Raw genomic sequence first — 23,776 nt, 5'->3', positions numbered from 1 at the left:
GACGAAAGCGAGCCACTATATCGAGCCAAATCCCGTTCAATAAGATGCTAAATTTTTCACCGCGATAAGAAATTTTAATCAGGGTTTTCCCGGCGAAGCGGCTCGATGCACGCGCTCCGGCGCCTGCGCTATCGCCCGTCCCAGCGCGCCTTGGCCCGCTTCAGCGCATACGTCGAGCCATAGCCCAGCTCCCGCGCCAGCGCCTTCGCGGACGAGCCCGCATGGCCGTGATATTCCAGCGCCCGCGCGCGCCGCACCTCGTCGCGCAACCGGCGATAGCTGACGCCCGCGCGCTCGAACTCTCGTTGCATGCCGCGATGCGACACGCCGATCAGGCCGGCCAGCTCCTCGGATTTCAGCACGCCGCCATACTCGTGCAGGCACTGCAATGCGCGGGTGACGATCCGGTCGGGCTTCCATGCGCGCAACTCGCGCTCCCGCTGCTCGCACAGGTTCCGCGCCACTTCGTATTCGATCTCGTGGTGGTAGAACAGCGGCGACGACAGATAGCGCCGGGGCATCACGATCGACGTGCTGGGCATGTCGAACAGCACCTCGCATCCGAGCAGCGCCTCATACCGTTCCGGGTGGCTCGGGCGCGGGAAATCGAAGGTGATCCGCTTGAACGCCGGCAGCGGCTGCACGAGGTCCGACACTTCCCGCACGGAGGCCCCGACGCACATCGCCGTGTTCAGGATCCGCAGGTCGGACCGATACGCATAGCCGCCGATCGTGATGACCGCATCGTCGTCGTACTCGTGCAGCACCGACTTGAAGTACGTGATGGCCAGCAGCGGATACGCGTAAGCGAGATTCAACGCGTCGCGCAAGGTCGGGCTCACGAGCATCGCGTGCCCGCGCGCGCCGTATGCGGTCACGGGAATGGCCTTCCCGATCGTGAGGCCGATCGACTCGTCCTCGGTGACGCGCAGCGCATTGGCGAGCACGATCAGCTCCTGCGCATGCGAGACGATCAGGTCCGGCTTGGTCAGGTCCGCGGTCGTGATGCCGGAGCCGTCCAGCAGCGCGTCGACCGAATGGCCGAGCTTCTCGAGCACGCGGACGGTGATGATGATGGTATGCAGGGGCGCCGGGCTTCGGCTCGCAAGGTCGGCCGCCAGCGGAGTCGCGCGCTGCATGGCTCAGCGCCGCAGGGCTTTCGTGAAGATCACTTGCACGCCGTACGCGTCGAGGTTGCCGCGCTGCCACCCGAGCCCCTGGTAGAAGCGATCCGCATTCGACCCGGGGTCCGTCACGAGCGTCACGGTCTGCACGCCCTGCGCCGCGAGCCAGTCGAGCGACTTCGTCAGCAGCGCCGCGCCGATGCCTCGGCGATGATAGTCGGGGCGCACGAACAGCCCGCTGATCATCGGCGTTTCCGCGACGATCGGCAGGCACACGCCCGCCGCGACGCCGCTGGCTTCGTCGACGCAGATCCACCCGCCGCCCTGGTTGATCTGCTCGACGAGCAGGCTCCGATCCAGCAAATGCACCTGATGCGGATGGATGCGGTTCTCCTTGACCGAAAAGCGGATGTCGTAGAAATCGCCGATATCCTGTTCCGTCAACGGGCGAATGGAAAGATCGTTCAGTTCGCGGCTTTTCAATTTATCTCCAAGCAGAGGCAGCAATTCACACACCGGCAATCAACAAAATCATTCACAATTCCAATATTTAAAACTGACCGAACCGGACTATATGGCAACTCGATCGGAATGCGCCGCGCATGGCGCATAAGGTGGTCATATTGGCGCAAAAGGTGCAAATCCGCCATCTCGATTCATTGCGCTTCCGGTAAGCTTTCGTTTGTCAACGTATACCAAAGAAGGTCGGATGCCATGGGGGAGGCGCGCATGCGCGAACATCGGATTACGCCGCCTGCACGGCATGCCGGTTGCTGGCCCGCGGCCATCCTGCTGATCGCCGGCATGCTCGCGCCGATTGCCGTGGTGCTGTATGTCTCCCTTTGCCGGCCGCTGGATTTCGGCGGCGTGGCGTGGGCGTCGCATTCGCTCGATGCCTATGTCGGCCTGATATTCGAACATGATTTCGACGGAAATACGGTATTTAGATCGGCCTATCCTGCGATCTTTTTACGCTCGTTTTTATTCGCATCGGCCACCACGCTCCTTTGCGTCCTGACCGGATTGCCGACCGCATTATTCATCGCCACCCAGAAAGCGTCCCGGCGCACGACTTTCCTGTTGCTGGTGATTGCGCCCTTCGCGATCAGCCTCGTCGTGCGTGCATATGGCTGGGTCATCCTGCTCGCGGACGGCGGCCTCGTGAACCAGGGGTTGAACGCGCTGCTCGATCGGCCGGGCGCGTCGGGCATCCTGTATTCGAACACCGCCACGATGATCGGGCTGGTGTCCATTTTCTTCCCCTTCATGGTGTTGCCGATCTACGCGACGCTGCGCGAGTTCGACTGGGAGATCGCCGAAGCGGCCGCCACGCTCGGCGCATCGCCCGCCGCCGTGCTGCGCCGGGTCGTGATCCCCGCCTGCATGCCGGGCGTCCGGGCCGGCATCGCGCTGGTGTTCGTGCCCGCGCTGGGCGCGTACGTCGTCCCGGACCTGCTCGGCGGCGCGAAGTCGATGATGGTCGGCAATCTCGTGCAACTGGCGTTCACGTCCGACCGCAACTGGCCGCTGGGCGCCGCCCTTTCCGTCGCATTGATCGGCCTCGTCGGGCTCGTCGCATGGTTCGCGCGCCGCGCGCCGCTGATCCCCGGGCGCGGCGCCGGCGGCCGCGACAGCCACGCCACTTACCCGGGCGTCGCATGGATCGCGCTGCCGATGCTGGCGTTTCTCTATGCGCCGATCCTCGCGCTCGTCGTCACCAGCTTTTATGCGGGGCCGTCCGCGCTGGTCTGGCAGGGATTCGCGATGGACGGCTACGCGCAGGTGCTGGCCGACGAGAACCTGCTGCGCGCCGCGTCGACGTCGTTCTGCCTCGCCGGCTTGACCGTCGCCATCGTGACCGTGGTGGCGGTGCCGGCCGCCATCGGCATCGGCGACGGCAGCGCGGGAATCGCGCGGCTGTTCGAGCAGGTGCTGAAGATCCCGCTCATCGTCCCGGAGATCGTGCTGGCCATCGCGACGCTGCTCGGGTTCGCCGCGCTGTCGATCGAGCTGAATTTCCTGACCGTGCTGTTCGCGCATGCGGTGTTCTGCCTGCCGGTCGCCTATCTGCCGATCAGGGCCAGCGTGCAGAAGATCGACCGGGATCTGCTCGATGCGGCCGCGACGCTGTCGGCCACGCCGTTCCAGACGTTCCGGAGCGTGACCTTGCCGCTCATCTGGCCGGGAATCATGACCGGCGCGATCCTGAGCTTCGTCACGTCGCTCGACGATTTCGTCACCACCTATTTCGTTGCCGGGGCCGGCGTGATCACGCTGCCGACCTACCTCTACGGCGCGCTGAAGGTCGGCGTGTCGCCGAAGATCAGCGCGATCTCCACGATCGTCATCGTCGCGTCCGCGCTGCTCGTGATCGCCGGCGCGGTGCTGAACCGGCGCCGGCAGCACCGCGACGGGAAGCGTGAGGCGATCGCGCCCGCCTTGATGACCACACCTGTACGACTAGCAAGGGGTATTGAGTGAAGAAACTGATTCTCGCCGCGGCCTGTTCGCTGTCCGTTGCCGCCCATGGTGCCGAACTGCATTTCGCGAACTGGCCGGACTATTTCCCGTCGTCGCTGCTGGCCAAGTTCCAGAAGGAGACGGGCATCAAGGCCACGCTCGACACCTACGACAGCGACGCCACCCTGCTGACCAAGCTCCAGGCGGGCGGCGGCAGCTACGACGTGGTGGTGGCCGGCGACTACTACGTGCCGGTGCTCGCGAACGGCGGCCTGCTGACGAAGCTCGACAAGTCGAAGCTGCCGAACCTCGCGAACGTCAAGCCGGAGTACCGGCACCCGACGTTCGACCCCGGCCGCGACTACGCGATGCCGTACACCATCGTGCTCACCGGGATTTCGTACGACAGCGCGCGTGTGCCCGGCGGCAAGCTCGACGACTCGTGGAAGTCGTTCTTCGAGCCCGCCGAGGCGCTGCGCGGCCAGGTTGCCGACCTCGATGTGCAGGAAGAACTCTACATGGCCGCGAGCTGGTATCTCGGCCAGAACGAATGCACCGAGAGCGCCGCCGATGCGAAGCGGGTGCTCGGCGTGCTGATGAAGCAGAAGCCGTACGTCAAGGTTTACAGCAACGACGGCACGGTCGACCGGATCGCGTCCCGGCAGGTGATCGTCGAGCAGAACTGGAACGGCGCGAGCGTGCGCGCGCAGAAGATCCTGCCGAGCGTCCGTTTCGCGTATCCGCGCGAAGGCGTGCGGCTGTTCATGGACAGCCTGCTGATACCGGCCAGGGCGAAAAACGTTTCGGAAGCCTATACGTTCATCAACTGGATGATGAAGCCGGAGAACATCGCGGTGGTGTCGAACGCGCTGAAGTACGACAACGCGATCTCGGGCGCCGAAAAGTTCATGGAGCCCGCGCTGCTCGCCAATCCCGCCGTCGTGACGCCCGCGGCGCTGAAAGGCCGCCTGAAGCCCTTCCAGATGTGTTCGGCGGCGGCCGTCACGCTGCGCAACAAGGTCTGGGCGAAGCTCAAGGAATGAGCGGCACGCGCTTCGCCCTGCAACAGCGGTCCGTTTTCATCTCGAGATTCCTCGGAGTCAGTCACCATGAAACATGATCACCAAGAATCCTATGGCGCGCTGAAGAACAAGCTTGGCGAACTCCAGGCGGCCATCGAAGAGGCGCGCAAGCGGGAAATCGAGTCGGTCCTCGCGTCGATACGAAAGACCATGATCGAATACGGCATCACGGAGCGCGACCTCTTTGGCGAACGCAGGCGGGCCGCCGGCCGCAACGGCCGGCTCGGCCGCCTCAAGCCCAAGTACCGGAATCCGGAGACGGGCGAGACCTGGGCCGGGCGCGGACGCCCGCCGCGATGGATTTCGGGCAAGCGCTACGACGCGTTCCTGATTCGACCCGACGCATAGTCCGGCGCGGCTCGCGCCGCCGCGCCGTCACGCCGCCTTGAGCGCCTCGGCGATGCGCTGCGGCGCCTTCGGCCGCGCATACAGGCGTTCGAGATACGCGCGCAATTGCGGGAACCCGTCGATCAGCTTCAGTTCGTTGGCCCAGTCGATCAGATAGGCCGTCACGCAGTCGGCGATCGTCAGCGCGTCGCCGACGATGAACCGGCGCCCTTCGAGATGGGCGTCGAGGATCGCGGCCATTGCGATGAAATCGTCCCGCGCCAGCGCGATATCGGCCGGCAGGCGCTTCTCCGGCGGGTAGAGCATCGTATGCCGCGTGATCCTCCATAGCGGCTGCTCGAGCTCCGTGACCGCGAACATCACCCAGCGATAGACCTGCGCCCGCCCGGCCAGGTCGACCGGCAGCAGCGCCTTCTCCGGGTACTTGTCCGCGAGATACAGCACGATCGCGGCCGACTCGGGAATCACGAGGTCGCCGTCCACCAGCACGGGCACCTTGCCTGCGGGGTTGAGGCGAAGGAATTCGGGCCGCTTGTGCTCGCCCTGGAGCAGGTTGACCGAGATGAACTCGAAATTCGCGTCGAGCTCCTTGAGCCCCCATAGCGCGCGCTGCGTGCGCGTTCCGGGGAATCCGTACAGTTTCATGGCGCACCCCCAATGTGTCGAACGCTCATGCGCCGGGAATCGGCAGCACCGGCATCACGTCGATCGACTCGCCCGGGAAGATCGTGAAATGCGGGTGGTTTTCGAACAGCCGGGCCGCGTCTTCGTGCGACGCGGCGCGCACGACCGTGAAGGCCGTCAGCGCATTGGACGCATCGACGATGCCTTGCTCGCCGATCGTCTTGGTCTTGCCGAGCGGCCCGCCGATCTCGAGGATCGACGCCCGATGCCGTTCGACCCACGCCTTCCATGCGGCGATGCCCTCCTGCTCCCGCGCATGCCGCTCCTGGTCCGTCATCGCGAGCCACGCCTTCATGCGCGGGCTGTTCTTGCTGCCGAGGAAAACGGCGAGAAACACCTGTCGATCGCTCATGACCCCTCCGTCCGGTGAAGGGCGCAACGGGGCGTCGCGCCCTGCCCTTGACACGATAGGTTGATATCAACACAATTGCAACATGTCACGAAAAGAAACCCTCCCTTTCGAATCGACGCTGATGGTGCGCGATTGCTGCCTGTGCCTGCACATGCAGCGGGCGGCACGCAATCTCGCACGCGTGTTCGACGACGCGCTGCGCCCGCTGGACCTGACGAACGGGCAGTTTTCGCTGCTGATGTCGCTGAACCGCCCCCACCCGCCGGCGATGAAGGACGTGTCGGCACTGCTGGCGATGGATCGCACCACGCTGACCGCGGCGCTCAAGCCGCTCGAACGGCGCGATCTGGTCGCCATCACGCAGGATCCCGACGACAGACGCAGCCGCCTGCTCAGCCTGACGCCGGCCGGCCATCGCCTGTTGGCCAAGGCGTTCCCGGTATGGCAGCAAGCGCACGCGGAGATCGAGAAGCCGTTTTCCACGGAGGAGGTCGACCGGCTGCGCGACCAGTTGCGCGCGCTTTCGTAACGCTTGCGACACAAAAGGCAGCCTGCCGGCGCCGATGCTACGATCGGGCTTTACGTCACGGAGCCGCCATGAACGCACTGGGCATCATCCCGGAATCGTCGAGCCGGACGGCCGGCAACCGGCCGCCGTTCATCCCGTCGTTCGGCTTCCATGAATGCCATCAATCGCGGCCGATCGACGCGCCGCCCGACCGCATCATCGACACCGTCGCGTCGCTGGACATGCGCACCGACCCGATCGTCAACACGCTGCTGACCGTGCGCGAATTCCCGTCGGCCGTGATCGGCGCGCTGCGCAACGAAGCCGCACGCCGCGAACGCGAGCCCTTCGGCCTCGACACGTTCACGCTGCTGCAGCGCGACGACCGCTCGCTGTCGCTCGGCCTCGTCGGCCGCTTCTGGCGCCCGGATTTCGACCTTCGAACCATCGCCGATGCCGACGCCTTCGTGCGCCACGCCGACCCGCGCGATGCGAAGCTCGTGCTGCGTTTCCAGGTGGCGGACTGCGGTCACGGCGCACATGCGTTGCGCACCGAAACCTTCGTGCATTGTCCGACCGCACGCACGCGGCTTCTATTCATGCCGTACTGGCTCGCGATCCGGCTGGCGAGCGGCTGGATCCGCCGCCGCACGCTGACGGCCGTGGAAGCGGCGCTCGCGTGACGGGAGAAACGCCGCGCGGGCCCGCGCGCCATGTCACCCCGCATCAGAACGGCTTGATCACGACCAGCCCGACGACGATACCCGTCGCGACAACGACTGCGCCCGCAGCCTGCCCAAGCCACGGTTTCGGCACGACGACGAGATCGTCGCGCGTCATGCGCCGCAGCGTGCCGGCCAGGATGCCGTGCAACGCCGACAGCGCGACCACGACGACGAGCTTCAACGACAGCCACGCATCGCCGAACCAGTGCCCGTGCAGCGCGAGCGCGATGCCGGTGATCCAGACGAGCGCAAGCGCCGGCGCCGTCACGACGCGATCCCAGCGCCGCACCGCGCGATGAACCGCGAGATTGACGATGCGCACGCACACGGACAGCATCAGCAGCCCGCCTGCGAACGTAACGACGGCCAGCACATGAGCGGCCTTGAGCAGCAGGTAGCTCATTGCGCCTCCCGCCTGCGCGCGATCCACCCGGCGCTCGCCAGCCCCGCGAACGGCACGAGCGCCGACAGTACGAGCCGCGCAACCTCCGCCCTGCGCCACAGCCCGCTCGACGCCGTGCCGACCACCGCCCACACGTACGTCACGAACGCGATGCCGTGGATCGGGCCCATGATCGACACCGCGGCTGGATAGCCGGCCAGATGCTTGAGCGGCACGGCGACGCACACCAGCGCGACGAGCGTGGCCGCCTCCAGCAACGACAGGTATTGCAGGTTCCGCAGCGCCGTGCGGTCGTCTTCTTTCATTGCGAGCCTCCATGTGGGTGCCGCCATTGTCGCGTGTGGAGCGGGCGCGAGCCATTGGCTAAAATGCCAGCTTCCAACGAATTCCGGCCACGGCCTCGAAGCCCATGCACACGCTCGCCGTTCTCGCGCTGCCCGACGTCGTCCCGTTCGATCTTGGCGTCGCGTGCGACACGTTCGCGCGCGCGCGCGTGCCCGACACGGCGGGCGCGTACCGTGTGCAGGTGTGCAGCGAGCAGGCGCGCGTCGCCGGCGACCTGTTCGAACTGCGGCCCGCGTTCCGCCTCGACGGGCTGGACGATGCCGATACGATCGTCGTCCCCGGCACGTCCACGCCGCTGGCGCCCACGTCGCGCCGCGTGCTCGCGGCGCTGCGCGCAGCAGCCGAGCGCGGCTGCCGGATCGCGTCGATCTGCACCGGCGCGTTCGTGCTCGCGGAGGCGGGGCTGCTCGACGGACTGCGCGCCACGACGCACTGGCTCGCGGCCGCGGAACTCGCGCGCCGCTATCCTCGCGTGTCGGTCGATCCGAACGTGCTGTTCGTTGACAACGGCCAGGTGCTGACGTCGGCCGGCGCGGCGGCGGGCATCGATCTGTGCCTGCACATGATCCAGGCCGACTATGGCGCAGCGGTCGCCGCCGACGCCGCCCGCTGCGCGGTGACGCCGCGCATGCGCGAAGGCGGGCAGGCGCAGTTCATCGCCCCTGAGCGTCGAACCGGCGGTTCGACCGGCGGCCCGGCCGGCGCCGAAGGGCTGCACGACCTGATCGACTGGCTGCACGCGAACCTGCACCGCCCGCTCACGCTCGACGCGATGGCGCGCCAGGCGTCGATGAGCGTGCGCACGCTGACGCGGCGCTTTCACGCGCAAACGGGCACGTCGCCGCTGCAATGGCTTCAGACCGCGCGCGTCCGGCATGCGCAGCAGCTGCTGGAAATCACCGAACGGTCGATCGAACATGTCGCGACGGAGGCCGGCTTCGGCTCGGTCACCGCCTTCCGCGAGCGCTTCGCGCGCATCGTCGGCACCTCGCCGCAGCGGTATCGGCAGGCGTTCCGGGCCCGGTCGGGCACGTAGCGCGCAATGAACATCCCGCTTGCGCGCGCACGCCGCCGCGCAACCTTCCCGCCCGATGCCGCACCCGGGCCTTCACGCGTTTCCGGACCCGACTCATGACCCGCATCCGCAGCCCCCTGAATATCGCGCAGCTCCAGGCCTTCGTGTCGGCCGCGCACCACCGGAGCCTGCGCGCCGCCGCGCGCGAGCTCGGCGTCACGCAGCCCGCGATCACGCACACCATCCGCGAGCTCGAAACGGCGCTCAGCGCGGAGCTGCTGGTGCGCAGCGTGCGCGGCGTCGAGCTGACCGCCTGCGGCCACGCGCTGCTGCCGCGCGCCGAGCAGCTGCTCGGCGACATGCGCCGCACCGTCGAGGCGGTCGAGCAGGTGAAGGGCGAAATGTCGGGGCGCGTCGCGCTCGGCACGATGCCGTCGATTGCGCTGACGGCGCTGCCGCACGCGGTGACGGCGTTCCGCCGGTCGATGCCGAACGTGAGCCTGCATCTGGAAGAAGTGACCGTGCCGGACGCGCTCGCGCAATTGCGCAACGGCACGCTCGACATCGCTGCAATGCACCATGTCCCGACGCTCGACCGCGAATTCACGCAGCGGCCGCTGTTCTCGACCGAATTCACCGTCGTGATGCGCGAAGGCCACCCGCTCGCACACGCGCGCCGGCTGGAGGAGTTGCTCGATGCCGAATGGATCGTCACGGTCGGCGCCGACCAGTTTCCGCACAGCGTGATGCTGACGATGTTCGACGCGCGCGGCCTGCCGCGGCCGAAACGCCTGCTGCGCTCGCCGATGTCGTTCGCGGTGACGCTCGGGCTCGTCGCGCGCTCGGACGTGATCGGCTGCTTCACGCGCCCGCTCGCGGCAATGGTCGCGCCGCTCGGCATCCGCACCGCCGAGCTCGACGAAACCCTGCCGCGCTTCGACCTGTCGATCCTCGCGCGGCGCGACCTGCTGCCGACGCCCGCCGTCAGCGAGTTCGTCGCGTGCCTGCAGCGGGCGGTCAACGAAACGCTGGGCTGAATCGTTCCTTTCCTTGAAACGGTCGCGCAAGCTTTACCGCGCCGCCGTCCGGCCCGTCCGGCGACTATCGGGGCATGTCCTAGGCGCACCGGCGGTATTTTGTCTTGATAATCTCCGCACGTCGCGCGCCCCTATCGGGCGGGCGAAACGGACTGTCCGACGCGAAGCCGCGCCGGGCCGAACGCTTACGGCGCGGCACAACCGCGCACCCATCGAACAAAACGAGGAGTCACCGAGTGAAAAAAATTCTTGCGGCTGTGACGGTTGCCCTGCTCGCCGTATCGGCCGGCAGCGCATACGCAAAGGACTGGACCACCGTGCGTTTCGGCGTCGACGCAAGCTACCCGCCTTTCGAATCGAAAGGCCCGGACGGCAAGGTCGTCGGCTTCGACGTGGACCTCGGCAACGAAATCTGCGCGCGCCTGAAGGCGAAGTGCGTGTGGATCGAAAATGACTTCGACGGCATGATTCCGGCGCTGAAGGCACGCAAGTTCGACGGCGTGCTGTCGTCGATGTCGATGACGCCGGCGCGCCAGGAGCAGATCGCGTTCTCGGCGAAGCTGTTCAACACGCCGACGCGCCTCGTCGCGAAGAAGGGTTCGTCGCTGATGCCGGACGCGAAGTCGGTGAAGGGCCACCGCATCGGCGTCGAGCAGGGCACGATCCAGGAAACGTACGCGAAGACCTACTGGGCGCCGGCCGGCGCGACGGTGGTGCCGTACCAGAACCAGGACCAGGTCTACGCCGACCTGATCGCGGGCCGCCTCGACGGCGCGCTGCAGGACGCGGTGCAGGCCGACATCGGCTTCCTGAAGACCGCGCGCGGCAAGGACTTCCAGTTCGCCGGCGGCGACATCGACGATCCGAAGACGCTCGGCAACGGCGCGGGCATCGGCCTGCGCAAGGAAGACACCGACCTGAAGGCGAAGATCGACAAGGCGATCGGCGACATGCGCAAGGACGGCACGTACGACAAGATCGCGAAGAAGTACTTCGATTTCGACGTCTACGGCAAGTAAGCCGCGCGCAATTTCCGCGCACGCAGACGGGCTCCGCGAGGAGCCCGTTTTTTTATGCACGCGCGCTGGGGGATGTGTTTTTTTTCCGCACCAAGCGGATGATTCGAAAGGAAAAAGCCGTCGATCCGGCACCGGTTTGATGGGTTCGCGACAGGCAACGTACAATCGATCTTCCACGCACACCGGATCATTCGCGGCTGCGCCGCACTCCCTCATCATGCAAACGCAGACCCATCCGCTGATTTCCCCCGCCGTCGGCACCGAACGCCAGATCACGAGCTTTCACTACGGCCCGCGCGGCGGCCAGAAGATCTACATCCAGTCGTCGCTGCACGCCGACGAGCTGCCCGGCATGCTGGTCGCCACGCTGCTGCGCCGCAAGATCGCCGCGCTCGAGAGCGCCGGCAAGCTGCGCGGCGAAATCGTGATCGTGCCGGTGCCGAACCCGATCGGCCTCGCGCAGCACGTGTTCGGCGATCACCTCGGCCGCTTCGAGCTCGGCTCGATGCAGAACTTCAACCGCAATTTCTACGATCTCGCGGCGCTCGTGCTGCCGCGCGTCGAATCGCGCCTGACGGGCGACGCGCAGCGCAACGTCGCGGTCGTGCGCGCCGCGATGCGCGAAGCGCTCGACGAGCAGGCGCCGCGCACCGAGCTCGAATCGCAGCGCCTCGCGCTGCAGAAGCTGTCGCACGACGCCGACATCGTGCTCGACCTGCACTGCGACAACGACGCGGTGATGCACCTGTATACGAACCCCGATCTGTGGCAGGACGTCGAGCCGCTCGCACGTTATCTCGATTCGCAGGCGTCGCTGCTCGCGCTAAACTCGGTCGGCAACCCGTTCGACGAGATCCACAGCTTCTGCTGGTCGGATCTGCGCGCGCGCTTCGGCGACCGCTTCCCGATTCCGAACGGCGCGATCTCGGTCACCGTCGAGCTGCGCAGCGAGCGCGACGTGTCGTACGAATTCGCGGAAAAGGATGCGCAGGCGATCGTCGAATACCTGACCGGGCGCGGCGTGATCGACGGCACGCCCGCGCCGCTGCCGCCGCTCGCGTATCCGGCGACGCCGCTCGCGGGCACCGATCCGCTCGTCGCGCCGGTGTCGGGCGTGATCGTGTTCCGCACGCCGGTCGGCGCGTGGATCGAGGCGGGGCAGGAAGTGGCCGACATCGTCGATCCGCTGACCGATCGCGTCGTCACGCTGAAGAGCAGCGTGTCGGGCGTGCTGTATGCGCGCCAGGTCGTGCGCTTCGCAACGGCCGGCATGGAAGTCGCGCGCATCGCCGGCGCGACGCCGATCCGCACCGGCTCGCTGCTGTCGGCCTGATCGGTTGGCCTGATCGGTCGGCCTGATCGGTTGGCCTGATCGGTCGGCCTGATCGGTTGGCCTGATCGGTCGGCCTGATCGGTCGGCCTGATCGGTCGGCCTGATCGGTTGGCCTGAACCGCGGCGCCGGCCGCCGGCTTTCCTGTCGACAAAAGCACATCGCCCGCTTGCGCGGGCGATGTCGTTTTCGCGGGAAGGCAGGTACGGTCAGAACGCCGGGATGATCGCGCCGCCAAACTTCGCGTCGATGAACTTGCGCACGTCGTTCGATTCATATGCCGCGACGAGCTTCTTCACCCACGGCTTGTCCTTGTCCTGCGCGCGCACCGCGATCAGGTTCGCATACGGCCCCTTCAGATCCTCGACCGCGATGGCATCCTTCTTCGGCGTCAGCCCCGCCTTCACCGCGTAGTCGGTGTTGATCGATGCGGCGTCGAGGTCCGGCAGCGCGCGCGGCAGCTGCGCGGCATCGAGCTCGACGAGCTTGATCTTCTTCGGGTTCTCGGCAACGTCGAGGGGCGTCGCGTTCACGCCGTTCGTGCCGGCGCCCGGCTTCAGCTTGATCACGCCGTATTTCTGCAGCAGCAGCAGCGCGCGGTTGCCGTTCGACGGGTCGTTCTGGATGCCGACCTTCGCCCCTACCGGCAAGTCCTTGAGCGACTTGAGCTTTTTCGAGTAGAAGCCCATCGGCATCGTGTACGTCAGCCCGGCGTTGACGATCTTGTAGCCGCGCTGCTTGATCTGGCTGTCGAGGAACGGCTGGTGCTGGAACCCGTTCGCGTCGAGATCGCCGGCGTCGAGCGCGGCGTTCGGCTGCACGTAGTCGTTGAATTCGACGATCTTGAGCGCGAGGCCGTCGCGCGCGGCCACTTTCGTCACTTCGGCCCAGATATCGGCGTCGGGGCCGCTCATCGTGCCGACCTTCAGTGTCTGCGGTTCCGCGTGCGCGCCGGGCGCCGCGAGCATCAGGGCCGCACCGAGGGCGGCAAGGCCGGTCAACCAGTTCGAGCGTCGCATGGGGGGTGTCCTCTGTCCCGTGTCGTTGTATGAACGCGCATCGTCGCATGGGGCCGGATCGCCTCCAACGAAGCTTATTTCATGACCATATTCCCGCACGGAATCAAACGTCAGCCGAAATCGGCATAACCGCCGCACGGGATTCGGGCATGATTTGGTGTCGCATCGGCGCCACACTCATTAAATATGACAAGAGCTGTCACATACATTACGTGACGTCCCGATAAAGTTGCGGCCGGTCCGTAAGAGCGCCGCCAGAGCGCCGGAACCGCAACTGGACACGCCATTTACTCGCTCGGAGAATCCTTTGAACAAGAAACTGTTGACCGCCGCCATCCTCGCAGCAACGGCCAGCGCGGCACACGCACAAAGCAGCGTCACGCTGTATGGCCTTATCGATGCAGGTGTCAGCTACGTGAACCACAGCGCCAAGACCGGGACGGTCCCGGGCAGCAAGCTGTTCAAGTTCGATGACGGCATTGCGCAAGGCAGCCGTTGGGGCCTGCGCGGCACGGAAGACCTCGGCGGTGGCCTGAAGGCGATCTTCGTGCTCGAAAACGGCTTCAACGTCGGCACCGGCGCAGCTGGCCAGGGCGGCGCGATGTTCGGCCGTCAGGCATACGTCGGCCTGAGCCAGGCTCAGTACGGCACGCTGACGTTCGGTCGCCAGTACTCGTTCTCGACCGACGTGCTCGGCGCGAACTACTCGACCGGCGGCAACACGGTTGCAGGCAACTACGCTTACCACGCCAACGACGTCGACCAGCTGACGTCGAGCCGCATCAACAACGCAGTGAAGTTCCAGAGCGCGAACTACGCAGGCTTCACGTTCGGCGCGTTGTACGGCTTCTCGAACTCGACGAATTTCGCCGGCGCAGCAGGCACGGGCGCCACGAACTCGGGCGGTTCGTCGCGTGCATACAGCTTCGGCCTGAACTACGCGAACGGCCCGTTCTCGGTCGGCGCCGCCTACACGGACATCCGCTTCCCGAGCCAGTCGGCCCCGGCAATCTCGACGACGATTGCGAACGTCAGCACGGGCAACGTCCGCGACCTGCGCACGTATGGCGTTGGCGGCCGCTACGTCTGGGGCCCGGCGACGGCATGGGCGCTGTGGACGCGCACGCAATTCTCCACGGTCTCGGGCACGGGCGGCACGTTCTACAACGCATATGAAGCCGGCCTGAAGTACGCACTCACGCCGGCCCTGTCGGCTGCTGCGGGCTACACGTACACGAACGCGACGCAAAACGGCGGTTCGGCTCACTGGAACCAGGGCAACCTCGCGCTCGACTACGCACTCAGCAAGCGTACCGACGTGTACGGCCTCGTGATCTACCAGAAGGCATCGGGCGACGGCGTGCAGGCACAGATCGGTTCCAACTCGTCGAGCTACTTCGGCACGTCGGGCACGAACTCGTCGAACCAAATCGCCGCTCGCGTCGGTATCCGCCACAAGTTCTAAAGCATCCGCTTAACACGCGGATCACGACGGCAAGAACGCCCCGCTCTCCGGCGGGGCGTTTTTTTATGGGCTTTTAAGTTTCGCTTAATTCTGGGTTGAGAGGATGCTCTCACCCCCCCTGTTGGCCGCCTGAGCATCGGCGGCTTTTTTTTTACACCGGCAACACGGCCGGCCACCACGAGACAGGATCGGAGGCTACGATGATCGAAGATACCGTTTTCAGCCATCTGCATGCGATTCTGACGCGCGAGCACTCGCTGCCCGTCCAGAGCTGCCGCGTGTCGGTCGAGATGCAGCGCCCGTGGGGGCGCCCGTACCGGCTCGTCGAATGGACGATGCATCTCGACGCGCCTGCACGACGCCAGATCGTGCCCGCCGAATGCACCGACGCGGAAATCGCCGAGCTGGTCGCGTCGCACGTGCCGGGCCGCCTGTACGGCGACGGCCGGCTGCAATTCTGATGCCATGCCGCCCCGTGCGGCACTCCGTCCCGTGCATCGCGGCCATGAAGTCTGCTACGCTGCGCGTTTTCGTCCACGCCACACACGATGGAAAACGCATTCAACGAACGCGGCGTGATGGTCACGCGCAACGGCCTGTCGGCCGCCGGGCAAGTCTTCCCGCTGCGTGACATTCGCCACGTCGACGTCGTCACCATTCCCAAGAACAAACTCGTCCCGTCGCTCATCTCGGTGATCGGCGCCGTGTCGGCTGCCGCGGGCGGCCTTTACGGTTCGAGCGCCGCGCTCGTCGTCGGCGTGATGCTGGCGGTGGTCGGCTACCTCGCGTGGCTGACGCAGGACGTGACCTACCGGCTCATCGTCGACATGCCCGACGGCAAGCGCGAGGCGCTGTCGAGCGTCGACGTCGAATTCGTCGAACGGGTCGCGCAAGTCGTGCGCAGCGCCCAGGCGGCCACCGCCGCGAGCTGATCTCCCCGGTTCCTTCCGCATCCCGGCGCGCGCGCTTTTCCGCAGTGCCGGCGACCGCCTAGTATGGAAAGATCGGCGCCCGGCGCCGCATCGACCGAGGAGGTCGGCATGAACGTTCAATCGCTGTCCGGCATGCTCCGCGCGCAGGAATTGCTGATCGTCTCGATGATTCGCGCGCTTCCCCTCGACGAACGCCGCGCGCTCGCCGAGATCTTCGCCGAGCAGATCGCGTTCGCCGAAGAAGCTCATCTCGAAGCCCGCGGCGACCGCGACACGCACGACGCATTCATCGCGCACGCGCGCAGCCTGCTGATCCGCGTCGAATCGCTGTCGTAGCGCGGCGTCGTTGCCTGCGGCGCGCGCGGGCGGCGGCATCGCACGCCTGACCGGCCCGGCATGCCCGATGCGCCGGGCCGTCGATCGCGCGCGCCGCAGGCCCCGCTCGCCGGTCGCCCCATCCAATCGTTCGCGTCACCCCGCCTCCCGCCGAAGCGCGTCGCCGCCATTGCGCGCATTCCAGCCTGCTCGTCGAATCTTGTATTGATAATAATTCTCATTTACACTTCGACAAGTTTCATCGCTTTCCTTTCATCAACCAGCCGTCCGCCCCATCGCGCGGACGGGCCAGCCAGGTGAACGCGTCACCCAGCCAGCCTCCGGGCTTGTTTCATCACTGGGAGACCACCTGTGCATTGCTCTACGTTGGCGCGGCGGCCGATTTGCGCCGCGTTGTTCGGCGCCGTCGGCCTGTCCGTCGCGCCGGCTTTCGCCGAATCCTTGCCGCAAGGCGCCACGCCGCCCCCTGCCGCCATTCTCGCCGCGTCGACGCGCGGCAATCCCGCGCTGCTCGACCCCGTCTCCGTCACGGCCACCCGCACCGCGACCGCGGCGAGCCGCACGGCCGCCTCCGTGTCGGTGATCACTGACGAGGACCTCGAGGAACAGCAGGCCGCGAACATCAAGGACGCGCTGCGCTACGAGCCGGGCGTCACCGTGCGCCGCACCGCCTATCGGCCCGGCGGCGCCGCGCAAGGCGGCGGCCGCGACGGCGATTCGAGCATCAACATCCGCGGCCTCGAAGGCAACCGCGTGCTGCTGATGGAAGACGGCATCCGCCTGCCGAACGCGTTCTCGTTCGGCCCGCTCGAAGCGGGCCGCGGCGACTACGCCGACCTCGACACGCTGAAGCGCATCGAGATCCTGCGCGGGCCCGCATCGGCGCTGTACGGCAGTGACGGCCTCACCGGCGCGGTGAACTTCATCACGAAGGATCCGCAAGACCTGCTGTCGATCTATCGGAAACCTTACTATTTCTCGTTCCGGCCGAGCTACGACTCGGCCGACCGCAGCATCGGCGCGACGGTGTCGGCCGCGGCCGGCAATGATCGCGTGCAGGGCATGATCATCGCCGATGGCCGGCGCGGCCACGAGATCGACACGCGCGGCGGCAACAACAGCGCGAGCACGCTGCGCACGACGTCGAATCCGCAGGACGTGTACTCGGAATCGCTGCTCGGCAAGCTGGTGCTGACGCCGACCTCGCGCGACACGATCAGGCTCACCGCGGAAACCGTGCAGCGGCGCATCAACACGAACGTGCTGTCCGCGATCAACCCGCCCCAGACGCTCGGCCTCACGACGCAGGACCGCCTCGAACGCAACCGCTTCAGCGTCGACTACGACTTCCGCGACGACACGCTCCGCTGGTTCCAGACCGCGCATGCGCAGTTCTACTACCAGGAAGCGACGCAGGATCAGTTCGCGTTCGAGACGCGCGGCGGCACGCTGCGCTCGCGCTCGCGCAACAACCGCTACGCGGAGCGCACGTTCGGCGGCTCCGCATTCGCGGAAAGCGCGTTCTCGACCGGCCCGTTCGCGCACAAGCTGCTGTACGGCGTCGACGGCAGCCTGTCGCGCGTGAAGAACTTCCGCGACGGCACGGTGCCGGGCGTCGGCGAGGCATTCCCGAACAAGGCGTTCCCGGACACCGACTACACGCTGCTCGGCGCGTTCGTGCAGGACCAGATCGGCTACGGGCGGCTGCTCGTCACGCCGGGGCTGCGCTTCGACGCGTACCGGCTGAGCCCGAGCGCGAACGATCCGCTGTTCACCGGCAAGGCCGTGTCGTCGAGCGCGCGCGAACTGTCGCCGCGCGTCGCGGTGCTGTACGAGATCACGCCCGCGCTGATTCCGTACGTGCAGTACGCGCACGGCTTCCGCACGCCGACGCCGGACCAGGTCAACAGCAGCTTCTCGAACCCGGTGTTCGGCTATACGTCGATCGGCAATCCGGACCTGAAGCCCGAGACGAGCGACACGTTCGAAGCGGGCCTGCGCGGCAAGGCCGGCACCGGCTACGGCGTGGTGCGCTACAGCGCCGCCGCGTTCACGGGCCGCTACCGCAACTTCATCTCGCGCACCACGATCGCCGGCGCCGGCCGGCCGAACGATCCGTTCGTGTTCCAGTACGTGAACTTCGCCGACGCCCGCATCCACGGCCTCGAAGGCCGCGCGGAATGGATCATGCCGAACGGCATCACGCTGAAGACCGCGCTGGCCTTCACGAAGGGCTCGACGCAGAACAACGGCGCGGCCAGCCAGCCGCTCGACACGGTCAACCCGTTCTCGGCCGTGTTCGGCGTGCGCTACGAGCCGGGCGAGCGCTGGTTCGTGCAGACCGACCTGCTGTTCCAGGCCGCGAAGCGCGACAAGGACATCCCGGCCGGCGCGTGCTCGCAGACGAACAAGCCGTGCTTCGCGCCGCCGTCGTCGCTCGTCGTCGACGTGCGTGGCGGCTACCGCTTCAACAAGCACGTGAGCGCCACGATCGGCATTCGCAACCTGTTCGACCGCAAGTACTGGAACTGGTCGGACGTGCGCGGCATCGCCGCCGATTCGCAGGTGCTCGACGCGTATTCCGCCCCCGGGCGCACCGTCGCCGTCAGCATGAAGGTCGATTTCTGATGCGCGCCGCCTGCCTGCCTTCCCCATCCGTCACCCGAAGGAGTCCGACATGATGCAATCCGCCCTTCCCGCCCAACCGGCCCCGCATACGCGTTCGGCCGCCGCGCTGCGCGACGCGTTCGTCCAGCTCAAGCGCGAGCGCCAGCTGCGCAACCGCGACGCCGCGCAGGCGCTCGGCGTCAGCGAAGGCGAAGCGCTCGCCGCGTTCGTCGGCGAGCACGTCGTGCGGCTCGACGCGCGCTTCCCGACGATGTTCGAGGACATGCCGCGGCTCGGCCGCGTGATGGCGCTCACGCGCAACGAAGCGGCCGTCCACGAGAAGGACGGCGAGTATGCGCAGATGAGCCACGACGGGCCGGTCGGCCTCGCGCTCGGCGACATCGACCTGCGCATCTTCTACCGTCACTGGGCATCGGCGTTCGCGGTGCGCGACGAGACCGCGCACGGCACGCTGAAGAGCCTGCAGTTCTTCGATGCGCACGGCGACGCGATCCACAAGGTCTATCTGCGCGCGCACAGCGATCACGCGGCCTTCGACGCGTTCGTCGAGCGCTGGCGCGCGCCGCGGCAGGAACCGGGGCTCGCGGTCACGCCGGCCGTGCCGAAAGCGCCCGAGCGCGCCGACACCGAGATCGACGTCGCCGGCTTCCGCGCGGCGTGGAACGCGATGACCGACACGCACCAGTTCTTCGGCATCACGCAGCGCTTCGGCGTGAGCCGCCTGCAGGCGCTGCGGCTCGCCGAGCCGCAGTACGCGTACCCGGTCGACACGCGCGCGCTGCGGCACGCGCTCGAACACGCGGCCGGCAGCGGGCAGCCGATCATGGTGTTCGTCGGCAACGCGGGGATGATCCAGATTCATACGGGGCCGGTCGCGAACGTGCGCGAGATGGGTACGTGGATCAACGTGCTCGATCCGAGCTTCAACCTGCACGTGCGCGAGGACATGATCGCCGCCGCGTGGGTCGTGAAGAAGCCGACGAGCGACGGCATCGTCACGTCGGTCGAGCTGTTCGACCGGCAGGGCGAGCACGTCGCGCTGCTGTTCGGCGAACGCAAGCCGGGCCGGCCGGAACGCGACGACTGGCGCGCGCTCGTCGCGGGCCTGCCGCACACGTCGCGCGGAGACGCGCAATGAGCCGTGCCCCGTTCAACCGGCAGCGCCGCATCGTGCTCGCGAGCGCGGCGGCCGGCGCGCTCGCGGGCGTGCTGCCTGGCCGCGGGCACGCGCAGGCGCCGGCGAAGCGCGTCGTCGTGATCGGCGGCGCGCTCGCGGAGACGGCGTTCGCGCTCGGCGGCGCGGATACGCCAGGCTTCCGGCTCGTCGGCGCGGACACGACCTGCACCTATCCGGACGCCGCGCGCCGCCTGCCGAAGGTCGGCTATCAACGCGCCCTGTCGGCCGAAGGCCTGCTGTCGCTGCGCCCGGACCTCGTGCTCGCGTCGGCCGAGGCCGGGCCGCCCGCCGCGCTCGCGCAGGTGAAGCGCGCCGGCGTCACGGTGACGGCCTTCGACGAGCGCCACGACGTCGATTCAGTGCGTACGAAGATCACAGGCGTCGCGCAGGCGCTCGACGTGCGCGACGCGGGCGCGGCGCTGCTGCAGCGCTTCGACCGCGACTGGCAGGCCGCGCGCGATGCGGTTGCCGCGCGGCCGCCCGGCGGCGCGGCGGCGCCGCGCGTGCTGTTCGTGCTCAATCACACCGGCAACCAGGCGCTCGCCGCCGGCCAGCGCACCGCCGCCGACGCGATGATCCGCTATGCGGGCGCACGCAACGCGATGCAGGGCTTCGACCACTACAAGCCGCTGACGACCGAGGCGCTCGCCGCCGCAGCGCCGGACGTCGTGCTGATTTCCGACGAAGGGCTCGCCGCGGTGGGCGGCCGCGCGGCGCTGCTCGCGGCGCCCGGGTTCGCCGCGACGCCGGCCGGCCGCGCGCAGCGCGTCGTGTCACTCGACGCGCTGCTGCTGCTCGGTTTCGGCCCGCGCCTGCCGCTTGCCGTCACGACGCTGCACCGACGCCTGTCGGATGCGCTCGCCTGATTCCGGATCGATCCGATGCCCGCACATGCTTCGCCCCTTTCCGCGTCATCGCACGCACCGTCGTCCGGCGCCCTGCGCATCGGCGCGTCGCGCCGCCTCGCGCCCTACGCGCTGGCGGCGCTCGCCGTCCTGGTTCTCATTGCCGCGCTCGTCGCGCTGTGCGTGGGCGCGTATCGCATTCCGCCTGCGCAAGCCTGGGCCGCGCTGACCGGCGACGCCGCCGCGCAACAGGCACGCGCGGTGCTGTTCGAGATCCGCGCGCCGCGCGTCGTGCTCGCGCTGCTGGTCGGCGGCGGCTTCGGCGCGGCGGGCGCGGCGATGCAAGCGCTGTTCCGCAATCCGCTCGCGGATCCGGGGCTCGTCGGCGTGTCGAGCGGCGCGGCGCTCGGCGCGACCACGACGATCGTGCTCGGCCCCGCGCTGTTCGCCGCGCATGCGAGCGCCGCCGCGCTTCCCGTCGCGGCATTCGCGGGCGCGCTCGCGGTCGCGGCGCTCGTCTACCGGCTCGCCGCGTCGCGCGGCCGGCTCGCGCTGCCGCTGCTGCTGCTCGCCGGCATCGCGATCAACGCGCTCGTCGGCGCGGCGATCGGGCTGCTCACGTTCGTCGCCGACGATGCGCAGCTGCGCTCGCTGACCTTCTGGAGCCTCGGCAGCCTCGGCGGCGCGCAATGGCCGGCGCTCGCGGCGGTCGCGCCCTGCGTCGCGATCGGCTGTGCGCTGCTCGCGCGCGAACGCGATGCGCTGAACGCGCTGCAGCTCGGCGAAACCGAGGCGCTGCATCTCGGCGTGCCGGTGCAGCGGCTCAAGCGGCGCGTGCTCGTCGCGGTCGCGCTGGCCGTCGGCGCGCTCGTGTCGTGCGCGGGGATCATCGGCTTCATCGGGCTCGTCGCGCCGCACTGCGTGCGGCTCGCGTGCGGCCCCGACCAGCGCGTCGTGCTGCCCGGCGCCGCGTTGCTCGGCGCGCTGCTGACGCTCGTCGCCGATCTCGCCGCGCGCACCGTGGCCGCGCCGGCCGAGATTCCGCTCGGCGTGCTGACCGCGTTGCTCGGCGCGCCGTTCTTTCTCGCGCTGCTGTGGAAAAGCCGCGGCGCGCTGGGGGGATGAGCGCGCCGGAGATCATGTCGCCGCCCATCCCCGATGAACCGATCCACCTCGCCGGAGACTCACTTGTCATCGCTTGCCTCGACGATCAACGCACTGCGCCCGTTCGTCCCGTCCCGGGATTTCGACACGAGCAAGCGCTTCTATCTCGAACTCGGTTTCACGCTGGCCTACGACGGCGAAGGCATCGCCGAGCTGCTGTTCGGCCGGCACAGCATCCTGCTGCAGGATTTCTACGAACCTGCGCATGCGAACAACACCATGCTGCAGATGGTCGTCGGCGATCTCGATGCATGGTGGCGGCACATCGATTCGCTGTGGCTGACCGAACGCTATGCGCTCAACGCGCCGATCGCGCCGGCGATGCAGCCGTGGGGACGACGCGTCGCGTTCCTGTTCGATCCGTCCGGCGTGCTCTGGCACATTTCCGAGGCGGCGCCCGCCGCGTCCTGACGCGCTCCATCCGTTCCCGACCATGCTCATCGCCCATCAACTCGACGTCTCCCGGCGCCGCGCCGCCATCCTTCGCGACGTGTCGCTGTCGATCGAACCCGGCCGCGTCACCGCGCTGCTCGGCCGCAATGGCGCCGGCAAAAGCACGCTGCTGAAAGCCCTGGCCGGCGAGCTGACGGGCAGCGGATCGCCGGCCGGCGCGCGCGTGTCCGGCGCCGTCACGCTGAACGGCGAACCGCTGGCGCGCATCGACGCGCCCCGGCTCGCCCGCCTGCGCGCCGTGCTGCCGCAGGCGGCCCAGCCGGCGTTCCCGTTCAGCGTCGACGAAGTCGTGCTGCTCGGCCGCTATCCGCATGCGCGCCGCAGCGGCGCGGCGTCCCGGCGGGACCGCGAGATCGCGTGGTGTGCGCTCGAACGCGCGGGCGCCGATGCGCTCGTCGGCCGCGACGTCACGACGCTGTCCGGCGGCGAACTCGCGCGCGTGCAGTTCGCGCGCGTGCTGGCGCAGTTGTGGCCCGACGACGATGGCGGCACGGCGCCGCCCCGCTATCTGCTGCTCGACGAACCGACCGCCGCGCTCGATCTCGCGCACCAGCACCGGCTGCTCGACACCGTGCGCACGGTCGCGCGCGAATGGCGGCTCGGCGTGCTCGCGATCGTCCACGATCCGAACCTCGCCGCCCGTCATGCGGACTGCATCGCGATGCTCGCCGGCGGCACCATCGTCGCGCACGGCGCGCCGCGCGACGTGATGACGCCCGCGCACATCGCGCGCTGCTATGGATTCTCCGTGAAGATGGTCGATGCCGGCGACGGTGCGCCGCCGGTGATGGTGCCGGCGTGAGGGCGCCGGTACTCGGCTCGGCAATCGATACGCACGATATCCGCGACGTCATGAGCCAGCGTCGTGCAACCCGAGCGGATCGCATTCGAAAGACCCACCGTAACGCCAACCACGACAGGAGACTGACATGCCGATTCCCATGACCCGCGTGATGCTCTACGTCCACGACGTCGCGCGGCTCAAATCGTTCTACCGGCAATACTTCGACTTGCCGATCGTCGAGGAAATCGAGAACGAATGGATCGTGTTCGACGCGGGCAAGGTTGAACTGGCGCTGCATCTCGCGGGCCCGGCCTTCCGCGGCGCAGCGTCCGTCGATCGACCTCGCCACACGAACGTCAAGCTCGTCTTCTCGATCGCGTCGGGCCTCGATGCGCACCGCGCGCGGCTGGCCGGCGACGGCATCACCGTGCGGGATCTCAAGCGCTTCGACGGCTTCGCGTACCGGATGTACGACGGCGTCGATCCGGAGGGCAACGTGTTTCAGGTCATGCAGGCCGACTGAGCGCCGGCACGTCCGCC

The 23,776-nt window shown here is 67.8% G+C and carries 27 protein-coding genes; 20 read left to right on the top strand and 7 right to left on the bottom strand.

The window, feature by feature from the left end:
* Positions 1–128: 128 nt before the first annotated feature.
* Both ABFO07_RS30400 and ABFO07_RS30395 read right to left on the bottom strand, forming a co-directional pair.
* Positions 129–1,139 carry an AraC family transcriptional regulator gene (locus ABFO07_RS30400; protein WP_059565776.1) on the bottom strand — a complete coding sequence of 337 codons (1,011 nt, stop codon included), beginning with the start codon at positions 1,137–1,139 and terminating at the stop codon, positions 129–131.
* Between the two features lie 3 nt (positions 1,140–1,142).
* A complete protein-coding gene (locus ABFO07_RS30395; protein ID WP_059879561.1) occupies positions 1,143–1,568 on the bottom strand; it encodes a GNAT family N-acetyltransferase in 426 nt (141 codons plus the stop codon).
* Between ABFO07_RS30395 and ABFO07_RS30390 the strand changes: the two genes are divergently transcribed.
* The 3 genes from ABFO07_RS30390 to ABFO07_RS30380 all read left to right on the top strand — a co-directional run bounded on the left by ABFO07_RS30390 (position 1,488) and on the right by ABFO07_RS30380 (position 5,014).
* On the top strand, positions 1,488–3,605 hold the full coding sequence (locus ABFO07_RS30390) for an ABC transporter permease subunit (RefSeq protein WP_347469298.1): 2,118 nt from the start codon (positions 1,488–1,490) through the stop codon (positions 3,603–3,605). The genes ABFO07_RS30395 and ABFO07_RS30390 overlap by 81 nt on opposite strands.
* Entirely contained in the window at positions 3,602–4,627 is a 1,026-nt protein-coding gene (locus ABFO07_RS30385; protein WP_059565777.1) for an extracellular solute-binding protein, read from the top strand. Before ABFO07_RS30390 ends, ABFO07_RS30385 begins: the two co-directional genes overlap by 4 nt.
* Positions 4,628–4,693: 66 nt before the next feature.
* Positions 4,694–5,014 (top strand): H-NS histone family protein, encoded by a 321-nt coding sequence (locus ABFO07_RS30380; protein ID WP_059920252.1) that lies wholly within the window; start codon positions 4,694–4,696, stop codon positions 5,012–5,014.
* 27 nt (positions 5,015–5,041) lie between these two features.
* Here ABFO07_RS30380 and ABFO07_RS30375 read toward each other — a convergent pair whose 3' ends face one another.
* Positions 5,042–5,659: a glutathione S-transferase family protein gene (locus ABFO07_RS30375; RefSeq protein ID WP_347469297.1), complete on the bottom strand. Its 618-nt coding sequence runs from the start codon at positions 5,657–5,659 to the stop codon at positions 5,042–5,044.
* Between the two features lie 25 nt (positions 5,660–5,684).
* The gene (locus ABFO07_RS30370) at positions 5,685–6,050 is read right to left on the bottom strand and encodes a hypothetical protein (RefSeq protein ID WP_060018531.1); all 366 of its coding nucleotides are present in this window, start codon (positions 6,048–6,050) and stop codon (positions 5,685–5,687) included.
* Positions 6,051–6,132: 82 nt separating this feature from the next.
* Here ABFO07_RS30370 and ABFO07_RS30365 point away from each other — a divergent pair, with 82 nt between their 5' ends.
* Together ABFO07_RS30365 and ABFO07_RS30360 are read left to right on the top strand one after the other, a co-directional pair.
* Positions 6,133–6,579, top strand: coding sequence for a MarR family winged helix-turn-helix transcriptional regulator (locus ABFO07_RS30365; protein WP_060018529.1), 447 nt, complete (start codon positions 6,133–6,135; stop codon positions 6,577–6,579).
* A 68-nt stretch (positions 6,580–6,647) separates the two neighbouring features.
* A complete protein-coding gene (locus tag ABFO07_RS30360) occupies positions 6,648–7,241 on the top strand; it encodes a hypothetical protein (protein ID WP_059565782.1) in 594 nt (197 codons plus the stop codon).
* A gap of 43 nt (positions 7,242–7,284) precedes the next feature.
* On the opposite strand, the gene ABFO07_RS30355 is transcribed toward ABFO07_RS30360, so the two are convergent.
* Both ABFO07_RS30355 and ABFO07_RS30350 read right to left on the bottom strand, forming a co-directional pair.
* Positions 7,285–7,686, bottom strand: coding sequence for a CopD family protein (locus ABFO07_RS30355; RefSeq protein WP_322235162.1), 402 nt, complete (start codon positions 7,684–7,686; stop codon positions 7,285–7,287).
* Positions 7,683–7,991 carry a DUF3817 domain-containing protein gene (locus ABFO07_RS30350; RefSeq protein WP_060159909.1) on the bottom strand — a complete coding sequence of 103 codons (309 nt, stop codon included), beginning with the start codon at positions 7,989–7,991 and terminating at the stop codon, positions 7,683–7,685. Before ABFO07_RS30350 ends, ABFO07_RS30355 begins: the two co-directional genes overlap by 4 nt.
* Before the next feature lie 104 nt (positions 7,992–8,095).
* Here ABFO07_RS30350 and ABFO07_RS30345 point away from each other — a divergent pair, with 104 nt between their 5' ends.
* From ABFO07_RS30345 to ABFO07_RS30330, 4 genes are all read left to right on the top strand, one after another.
* Positions 8,096–9,067 (top strand): GlxA family transcriptional regulator, encoded by a 972-nt coding sequence (locus ABFO07_RS30345; protein WP_347469296.1) that lies wholly within the window; start codon positions 8,096–8,098, stop codon positions 9,065–9,067.
* A gap of 95 nt (positions 9,068–9,162) precedes the next feature.
* Entirely contained in the window at positions 9,163–10,083 is a 921-nt protein-coding gene (locus ABFO07_RS30340) for a LysR substrate-binding domain-containing protein (protein WP_059565785.1), read from the top strand.
* Between the two features lie 236 nt (positions 10,084–10,319).
* A complete protein-coding gene (locus ABFO07_RS30335; RefSeq protein WP_059565786.1) occupies positions 10,320–11,102 on the top strand; it encodes an ABC transporter substrate-binding protein in 783 nt (260 codons plus the stop codon).
* Positions 11,103–11,319: 217 nt separating this feature from the next.
* Positions 11,320–12,435 carry a succinylglutamate desuccinylase/aspartoacylase family protein gene (locus ABFO07_RS30330; RefSeq protein ID WP_059565787.1) on the top strand — a complete coding sequence of 372 codons (1,116 nt, stop codon included), beginning with the start codon at positions 11,320–11,322 and terminating at the stop codon, positions 12,433–12,435.
* A 207-nt stretch (positions 12,436–12,642) separates the two neighbouring features.
* On the opposite strand, the gene ABFO07_RS30325 is transcribed toward ABFO07_RS30330, so the two are convergent.
* Complete coding sequence (locus ABFO07_RS30325) at positions 12,643–13,452, bottom strand: MetQ/NlpA family ABC transporter substrate-binding protein (protein ID WP_059565788.1); 810 nt, start codon at positions 13,450–13,452, stop codon at positions 12,643–12,645.
* A 307-nt stretch (positions 13,453–13,759) separates the two neighbouring features.
* Between ABFO07_RS30325 and ABFO07_RS30320 the strand changes: the two genes are divergently transcribed.
* From ABFO07_RS30320 to ABFO07_RS30270, 11 genes are all read left to right on the top strand, one after another.
* Positions 13,760–14,917: a porin gene (locus tag ABFO07_RS30320; RefSeq protein ID WP_059565789.1), complete on the top strand. Its 1,158-nt coding sequence runs from the start codon at positions 13,760–13,762 to the stop codon at positions 14,915–14,917.
* 200 nt (positions 14,918–15,117) lie between these two features.
* A complete protein-coding gene (locus ABFO07_RS30315; RefSeq protein WP_017331139.1) occupies positions 15,118–15,378 on the top strand; it encodes a DUF2866 domain-containing protein in 261 nt (86 codons plus the stop codon).
* An 87-nt stretch (positions 15,379–15,465) separates the two neighbouring features.
* Positions 15,466–15,849 carry a DUF6232 family protein gene (locus tag ABFO07_RS30310; RefSeq protein WP_059889605.1) on the top strand — a complete coding sequence of 128 codons (384 nt, stop codon included), beginning with the start codon at positions 15,466–15,468 and terminating at the stop codon, positions 15,847–15,849.
* 108 nt (positions 15,850–15,957) lie between these two features.
* Complete coding sequence (locus tag ABFO07_RS30305; protein ID WP_026044430.1) at positions 15,958–16,185, top strand: hypothetical protein; 228 nt, start codon at positions 15,958–15,960, stop codon at positions 16,183–16,185.
* Positions 16,186–16,536: 351 nt separating this feature from the next.
* Complete coding sequence (locus ABFO07_RS30300; protein WP_059909285.1) at positions 16,537–18,813, top strand: TonB-dependent hemoglobin/transferrin/lactoferrin family receptor; 2,277 nt, start codon at positions 16,537–16,539, stop codon at positions 18,811–18,813.
* 49 nt (positions 18,814–18,862) lie between these two features.
* The gene (locus tag ABFO07_RS30295) at positions 18,863–19,951 is read left to right on the top strand and encodes a hemin-degrading factor (RefSeq protein ID WP_347469295.1); all 1,089 of its coding nucleotides are present in this window, start codon (positions 18,863–18,865) and stop codon (positions 19,949–19,951) included.
* Positions 19,948–20,856: a heme/hemin ABC transporter substrate-binding protein gene (locus ABFO07_RS30290; protein WP_059889599.1), complete on the top strand. Its 909-nt coding sequence runs from the start codon at positions 19,948–19,950 to the stop codon at positions 20,854–20,856. Before ABFO07_RS30295 ends, ABFO07_RS30290 begins: the two co-directional genes overlap by 4 nt.
* A gap of 15 nt (positions 20,857–20,871) precedes the next feature.
* Positions 20,872–21,960 (top strand): FecCD family ABC transporter permease, encoded by a 1,089-nt coding sequence (locus ABFO07_RS30285; RefSeq protein WP_059879529.1) that lies wholly within the window; start codon positions 20,872–20,874, stop codon positions 21,958–21,960.
* Positions 21,961–22,023: 63 nt separating this feature from the next.
* Positions 22,024–22,410, top strand: a complete 387-nt coding sequence (locus ABFO07_RS30280; protein WP_081064267.1) for a VOC family protein — start codon at positions 22,024–22,026, stop codon at positions 22,408–22,410.
* Positions 22,411–22,432: 22 nt separating this feature from the next.
* Entirely contained in the window at positions 22,433–23,254 is an 822-nt protein-coding gene (locus tag ABFO07_RS30275) for a heme ABC transporter ATP-binding protein (protein WP_059889593.1), read from the top strand.
* Positions 23,255–23,381: 127 nt separating this feature from the next.
* On the top strand, positions 23,382–23,759 hold the full coding sequence (locus ABFO07_RS30270) for a VOC family protein (RefSeq protein ID WP_060270249.1): 378 nt from the start codon (positions 23,382–23,384) through the stop codon (positions 23,757–23,759).
* Positions 23,760–23,776: the final 17 nt, after the last annotated feature.

The sequence above is a fragment of the Burkholderia stagnalis genome (genome assembly GCF_039848545.1).
GTDB lineage: Bacteria > Pseudomonadota > Gammaproteobacteria > Burkholderiales > Burkholderiaceae > Burkholderia > Burkholderia stagnalis.
Note: the sequence above shows the minus strand (reverse complement) of the source record. Positions and strands in the feature narration are given on the sequence as shown.